The organism is Denitraticella aggregata (assembly GCF_048158365.1).
GTDB lineage: Bacteria > Pseudomonadota > Gammaproteobacteria > Burkholderiales > Rhodocyclaceae > Azoarcus_F.
Map to the genome: position 1 here is coordinate 22,131 of NZ_JBLLNL010000019.1, position 7,080 is coordinate 29,210.

The following is a 7,080-nucleotide window of genomic DNA, read 5'->3' on the forward strand; positions in this document are numbered from 1 at the left end:
CCCCATTTTTTTAGATTCTATTTCATTCCGGACTTTGTGCCCCGTCCTGCACGCGTCGTGCATTCGGAAGTGAGAACGAAAAAGTCGCACCCTTGCCCGGAGGCGAATCCACCCACATGTGGCCGCCAAAATGCTCGATGATCTGGCGGCTGATCGGTAACCCGAGTCCCGTGCCCTGCGTCCGGTCCTTCTGATCGCCGCCCTGACGGAACTTCTCGAACAGGAAAGGCATGAACTCCGGTTTGATGCCCGGTCCGTTGTCGCTGACCGAGACGCGAATGTCATCGCCGTCCCAGTCGAGCGTCACGCCGACACGACCCTCGCCCTTGGGCACGAACTTCGCGGCGTTGGACAACAGGTTCAGCATCACCTGCATCAGTCGGTCGTGATCGGCCAGCAGGTGCGGCGCGTGGTCGGTCAGGCGCAGTTCGACCACGGCCCCATGCTCACGAAACAACTGCTCGGTCGCCCCGACCGCGCGCTCGACCAGTTCACGCATGTCCAGATCCGTATTGTGCCACTCGGCATGCCCAGACTCGATCTTGGCGAGATCGAGCACCTGATTGACGAGACGGGTCAGGCGCTCGGTTTCAGACACGATGATGGCGAGAAAGCGCATTCGATCGTCGACCGCAATTTCCGGGTCTTCCAGCAGCATCTCGGACAGCGCGCGAATCGAGGTCAAGGGCGTGCGCAGTTCATGCGTGACCGAAGACATGATGTCGTCCTTGAGCCGATCGAGTTCCTTCAGCTGCTCGTTCGCGTCCCGCAACTCCTTGGTGGCCGCCTCGAGTTCGCGCGATTTTTCCTCGAGCTGATGCGAATAGGCCCTCACTTGCGAAGCCTCGTCGAGGATATTCATCACCTCCTCCAGGCCGAGCGGCTCCTCCTGCACGACCGACGAGACCATCACGCGCGCCGATGCGCTGCCAATCGCACCCGCCAGTTGCGTCTCGGCGAAATGAACCAGTCCGGCGTCCGCCTTGATCTGATCCAGGCTCGCATATCCCCGTTGTCGCGCATACTGACTGAACAGGCGATGGGTCTTCGCGCTCCCAAGGAACCGCGACACGAGCGGGAGCAGATCCCTGACCTCGGCGCTGCCACGCCAGAAGGTGGCCGGCTCTGCGCGCTGGCTCTTGAACACATCGACGAACAGGGTCGCCTGGCTTGCCTCCTGGCCGGTGGGCTCGCGGAACAGGGACACTACGATGTAGAAGCCTATGTTCGCAAAGAGACTCCAGAACAGTGCATGGCTGATGTTGTCCAGCCCGGTCAGTCCGAACAGCTGCTCCGGTTTGAGCAGTTCGAAACCGAACAGGCCGTGTTCGAGAAAATTCGGATCCAGCCATCCCGACTTCGCAAACGAAGGCAGCATCAGCGTGTACGCCCATACGGAAAAACCTGCCAGCAGACCGGCCAGCGCACCTTCGCGCGTGCCGCCTCGCCAATACATGCCAACCAGCATCGCCGGTGCGAACTGGGCGACCGCAGCGAAACTGATCAAACCGATGCTGACCAGCGCATATGCTTCACCCGCCAGCCTGAAATACAGATAGCCCAGCAGCACGACGATCAGGATCGACCCGCGTCGTATCATCAGCAGCAGACCAGTGAGATCGGGCTGGGTAGACCGGTCGAAGCGCTTGCTGCGCAGGAGCAGGGGCATCACCAGGTCGTTGCAGATCATCGTCGACACCGCGATCGTCTCGACAATGACCATGCCGGTCGCGGCCGACAGCCCGCCCACGAATACGAACAGCGCAAGCGCCTCCTTGCCGTGCGACAAGGGTAGCGACAGCACGAAGGTGTCCGGGTCCACGGCCGATCCGAAGTGGAGCAGGCCACCGAACGCGATCGGCAGCACGAAGATGTTGATCAGCAAGAGATAGAGCGGAAAGAGCCAGGTGGCGCGGCGCAGATGCTGCTCGTTGACGTTTTCGACGACGGTGACCTGAAACTGGCGCGGCAGAAAGATCACCGACAGCATCGCGAGCAATACCAGCGCGAACCATCCACCGTAGCTCGCGCTGCTGCCCTCCGCAATCGTCAGCAGGGGCGCCAGTTCGGGATCCTTGAAGGCACGCTCGAAGATGTCGCCGAAACCGTTGTAGATGCCGTAGGTTACGAACAGGCCGACCGCCAGGAACGCAACCAGCTTCACCACCGATTCGAACGCGATCGCGGCTACCATGCCCTCGTGTCGCTCGGTGGCGTCGAGATGGCGGGCGCCGAACAGGATGGTGAACACCGCGAGAATGATCGCGACATAAAGCGTGCTGTCCTGAAACCAGTAAGCGGCATGCACCGCTTGATAACCCTCATCCGGCAGCGCGGTCAGCACCGCATAGCCGCTGGCGATCGCCTTCAGTTGCAGCGCGATGTAGGGAATGATCCCGACCACCGTGATGATCGTGACCAAGCCACCGAGCAGGTGACTCTTGCCGTAGCGGCTCGCAATGAAGTCGGCGATCGACGTGATGCGGTACGTCTTTGCGATGCGGAGCATCTTGAGGACGATCAACCACGACAGGGTCATTGCAAGCGTCGGGCCCAGATAAATCGGCAGGAACCACACGCCGCCCGACGCCGCTCGTCCGACACTGCCGAAATAGGTCCAGGCCGTGCAGTACACCGCCATGGACAGCGCATAGGTCCACGGGTTGGAGATGATCGAACGCCCCTGCTCGGCACGGCGGTCGCCGAAATGCGCGACGGCGAAGAGCAGAAGAAGGTAGGCGAACGAGACGCCGACGACCAGCGTACCGGAGAGCATCAACTGTCCTCAGCGCATGCCGCGTTCCACGGTCCAGGCGATGACGGCGATCACGGCCCCCCAGACAGCGAACATGAAGACATAGACCATCGGAAAGCCGAACACGGCCTCCGGCCGATCGAACAATGACAGCAGCGGATAATTGAACAACAGTGCCGCGGTCAGGAAGACCGCCACGAGACGTTGCCTGGCAAGACCTCTACGCATCATGCTTCCCTCATGATGACGAACGCCGTCTGATTATAACGGCCCGCACGTCGCAATAAGCGACGAGAAGCTCGCAAACGAAAAAAAGCGCGCCTGCGCGCGCTCTTTCCCTCCCATTCGCCAGCTACCGGCCGGCTACCTTCATTACACGAACCGGGGGCAGGCCTCTGACGGACCGCTCCCCGGAAGGGGTAGTCAGGCTGCAGAAGCCTTCAACTGCTCCAGGATTGCCGGGTTCTCCAGCGTGGACGTATCCTGGACAATCTCCTCCCCCTTCGCCAGCTGACGGAGCAGCCGGCGCATGATCTTGCCCGAACGGGTCTTGGGCAGGTTTTCACCGAAGCGGATGTCCTTGGGCTTGGCGATGGGACCGATCTCCTGGCCGACCCAGGCCGACAACTCCTTGATCATCGCCTTGGCCTCATCGCCGGTCGGGCGCGGGCCCTTGAGGACCACGAAAGCGACGATGGCCTCGCCGGTGACATCGTCCGGACGACCGACGACCGCAGCCTCGGCAACTTTCTCGTGTGCAACCAGAGCGGACTCGATCTCCATCGTGCCCATGCGGTGACCGGATACGTTCAGCACGTCGTCGATGCGGCCCGTGATCGTGAAGTAGCCGGTGTCCTTGTCGCGGATGGCGCCGTCGCCCGCGAGGTACAGCTTGCCCTTGAAATCGTCCGGGTAGTAGGTCTTCTTGAAGCGCTCCGGATCGCCATACACGTTGCGAATCATCGCCGGCCACGGACGCTTGATCACCAGGATTCCGCCCTGTCCGTTCGGCACTTCGGTGCCGGTCTCGTCCACTACGGCGACCATGACGCCCGGGAACGGCAGCGTGCAGGAACCCGGAACCATCGGTGTCGCACCCGGCATCGGCGTGATGACATGTGCGCCGGTCTCGGTCTGCCAGAAGGTATCCACGATCGGGCAGCGCTTTCCGCCGACATTCTCGTAATACCACTCCCAGGCCGCCGGATTGATCGGCTCACCCACCGAACCCAGGATACGCAGGGACGACAGGTCGTACTTGCCTGGATGAACCGACGGGTTGTTGTCGGCAGCCTTGATCAGCGACCGGATCGCGGTCGGAGCCGTATAGAAGATCGTGACCTTGTGGTCCTGGATCATCCGCCAGAAACGGCCCGCGTCCGGGAAGGTCGGCACGCCCTCGAAAACGATCTCGGTGGCGCCGCATGCAAACGGACCGTAGGCGATGTAGGAGTGGCCGGTCACCCAGCCGATATCGGCGGTACACCAGAAAATGTCGTCCGGCTTGATGTCGAAAGTGTACTTCATCGACATCGCCGCCTGCACCAGATAACCGCCGGACGAATGCTGCACGCCCTTGGGTTTGCCGGTCGACCCGGACGTATAGAGAACGAACAAAGGATGCTCTGCCTCCACCCACTCGGGCTCGCACTCCTCTGATTGATTGGCGCAGACATCGTGGAACCAACTGTCGCGGCCCTCGACCATCTTGCATTCACCACCGGTACGCTTGACGACGACGACGTTCTTCACACAGTCGCATCCGCCGAGAGACAGCGCTTCGTCCGCGATCGACTTCAGCGGCAATGCCTTGCCACCGCGGAACTGACCGTCGGACGTGATCAGGGCGACGGCCGCTGCATCTTCGATACGGTCGCGCAACGCATGCGCCGAAAAACCGCCGAACACCACCGAATGGGTCGCACCGATGCGGGCGCAGGCCTGCATCGCAACGACGCCTTCGATCGACATCGGCAAGTAGATCACGACGCGATCGCCCTTCTTGACGCCCATGCCGCGCAACGCGTTGGCGAACTTGGACACGCGGGACAGCAGATCCTTGTAGGTGACCTTGGTCACGTCGCCGTTGTCGGCTTCGAAGATCATCGCGACCTTGTCACCGAGGCCGTTCTTCACGTTGCGATCGAGGCAGTTGTATGAGACGTTCAGCTTGCCATCGGCAAACCATTTGAAGAACGGGGCATTGCTCTCGTCCAGCACCTGCGTGAAGGGAACCTTCCACTCCACCAGTTCCCGGGCATGACGCGCCCAGTAACCCTCGTAGTCGTCCTCCGCCTCCTTGCACAGCGCGAGGTATGCATCCATTCCCGAAATCGCTGCATTCCTGACCAACTCTTCCGACGGCTGGTACACGGGGCCTTGTTGTTCATTGGACATACTTACCTCTCCTCAACTGATTGAATTGGTTGAAGCTCTAAACTACGCCACGGATTCGTGCGGAACCGGCATAGCCGGCCACCTTTTTTCCGGGCCGATTTACGGCAGGACGAACATCTTGAAGTGTGCGATATTCAAGGATATCTATCTTACACAGGACTTACAATTGCGGGAACTGATCCGCATCAATGTATCATGCGCCTGCCCTCAAGTGCGCGGCCAACCGGCACCGCCCGTCCGACATCTTCCGGGTGGCTGCGCCATCATGATGCCGAGATCCCCTGGCGGAGGTGCTGCTAGAATCCCTGCTGTCGGAAACCGCATTGTTTCCAGTCGACCGGAGAAAGCTCATGACCGTGATTCGCGAAGAAGACCTGATTCAGTCCGTTGCGGACGCCTTCCAGTACATCAGTTATTACCATCCGCTCGACTACATCAAGGCTTTGGGTCAGGCGTGGGAGCGCGAGGAAAGTCCGGCCGCCAAGGACGCCATTGCGCAGATCCTGACGAATTCCCGCATGTGCGCGGAGGGCCATCGTCCGATCTGTCAGGATACCGGCATCGCGGTCGTCTTCCTCAAGATCGGCATGGACGTTCGCTGGGACGCGACGATGAGCGTTCAGGACATGGTCAACGAGGGCGTGCGCCGGGCCTACAACCATCCGGATAACAAGCTCAGGGCCTCGGTGTTGCTCGATCCGGCCGGCAAACGCCAGAACAGCAAGGACAATACCCCTGCGGTGGTCCACTACGAGATCGTACCGGGTCACCATGTCGAGGTGATCTGTGCAGCCAAGGGGGGTGGTTCGGAGAACAAGTCCAAGATGGTCATGCTCAACCCGTCCGACTCCATCGTTGACTGGGTGCTCAAGACCCTGCCGACGATGGGTGCCGGCTGGTGCCCGCCCGGCATTCTCGGCATAGGCATCGGCGGCACGCCGGAGAAGGCGATGCTGCTCGCCAAGGAATCCTTGATGGCGCCGGTAGACATTCATGAGCTACGGGAAAAATCCGCCTCCGGAGCGACCCTCACCCGCACCGAGGAACTGCGACTGGAACTGATGGAAAAGGTCAATGCACTGGGCATCGGCGCGCAGGGTCTGGGCGGGCTGACCACCGTGCTCGACGTGAAGATCATGGATTATCCGACGCACGCGGCCAGCCTTCCGGTTGCGATGATCCCGAACTGTGCAGCGACCCGGCATGTGCACTTCCACCTCGACGGCTCGGGCCCTGCGAAGCTGGAAACGCCAAGGCTGGAGGACTGGCCGCAGGTTACCTGGAAGGCGGACACCAACGTCGCGACACGTGTGAACCTGGACACACTGACAAAGGAAGAAGTCGCCTCGTGGAAACCCGGTCAGACCCTTCTTCTCAATGGCAGGATGCTCACCGGTCGCGACGCCGCACACAAGCGAATCCAGGACATGCTGGCCAAGGGCGAAAAGCTGCCGGTCGATTTCACCAACAGGGTGATCTACTACGTCGGGCCGGTGGATCCGGTTCGGGATGAAGTGGTCGGACCGGCTGGCCCCACCACGGCCACCCGCATGGACAAGTTCACCCGCATGATGCTGGAACAGACGGGCCTGATCTCGATGATCGGCAAATCCGAGCGGGGACCGGTCGCAATCGACGCGATACGTGACAACAAGTCGGCCTATCTGATGGCGGTGGGCGGCTCCGCCTATCTGGTGTCCAAGGCAATCAAGGAGGCCAAGGTCGTTGGCTTCGAAGATCTGGGCATGGAGGCGATCTACGAGTTTACGGTGGAAGACATGCCTGTGACCGTTGCAGTCGACTCCAACGGAACCAGCGTGCATGAGACCGGCCCCAAGGAATGGCAGGCGAAAATCGGTAAGATACCGGTCGCCGTGGCCTGACGATATTCGCCATGAGCAACGAGAACCGGGGATCGGCCCCGGTTT

Annotated in this window: 4 protein-coding genes; 1 reads left to right on the forward strand and 3 read right to left on the reverse strand. The window is 60.9% G+C overall.

Annotated features, from left to right (window positions below):
* Window positions 1-22: 22 nt before the first annotated feature.
* From ACKVEX_RS15925 to acs, 3 genes are all read right to left on the reverse strand, one after another.
* Window positions 23-2,776 carry an ATP-binding protein gene (locus ACKVEX_RS15925; protein WP_473216722.1) on the reverse strand — a complete coding sequence of 918 codons (2,754 nt, stop codon included), beginning with the start codon at window positions 2,774-2,776 and terminating at the stop codon, window positions 23-25.
* 9 nt (window positions 2,777-2,785) lie between these two features.
* Window positions 2,786-2,983: a hypothetical protein gene (locus ACKVEX_RS15930; RefSeq protein ID WP_473216728.1), complete on the reverse strand. Its 198-nt coding sequence runs from the start codon at window positions 2,981-2,983 to the stop codon at window positions 2,786-2,788.
* A 195-nt stretch (window positions 2,984-3,178) separates the two neighbouring features.
* The gene (acs, locus tag ACKVEX_RS15935; protein WP_473216723.1) at window positions 3,179-5,152 is read right to left on the reverse strand and encodes an acetate--CoA ligase; all 1,974 of its coding nucleotides are present in this window, start codon (window positions 5,150-5,152) and stop codon (window positions 3,179-3,181) included.
* A 350-nt stretch (window positions 5,153-5,502) separates the two neighbouring features.
* On the opposite strand from acs, the gene ACKVEX_RS15940 reads away from it, so the two are divergent.
* Window positions 5,503-7,035 (forward strand): fumarate hydratase, encoded by a 1,533-nt coding sequence (locus ACKVEX_RS15940; RefSeq protein ID WP_473216724.1) that lies wholly within the window; start codon window positions 5,503-5,505, stop codon window positions 7,033-7,035.
* Window positions 7,036-7,080: the final 45 nt, after the last annotated feature.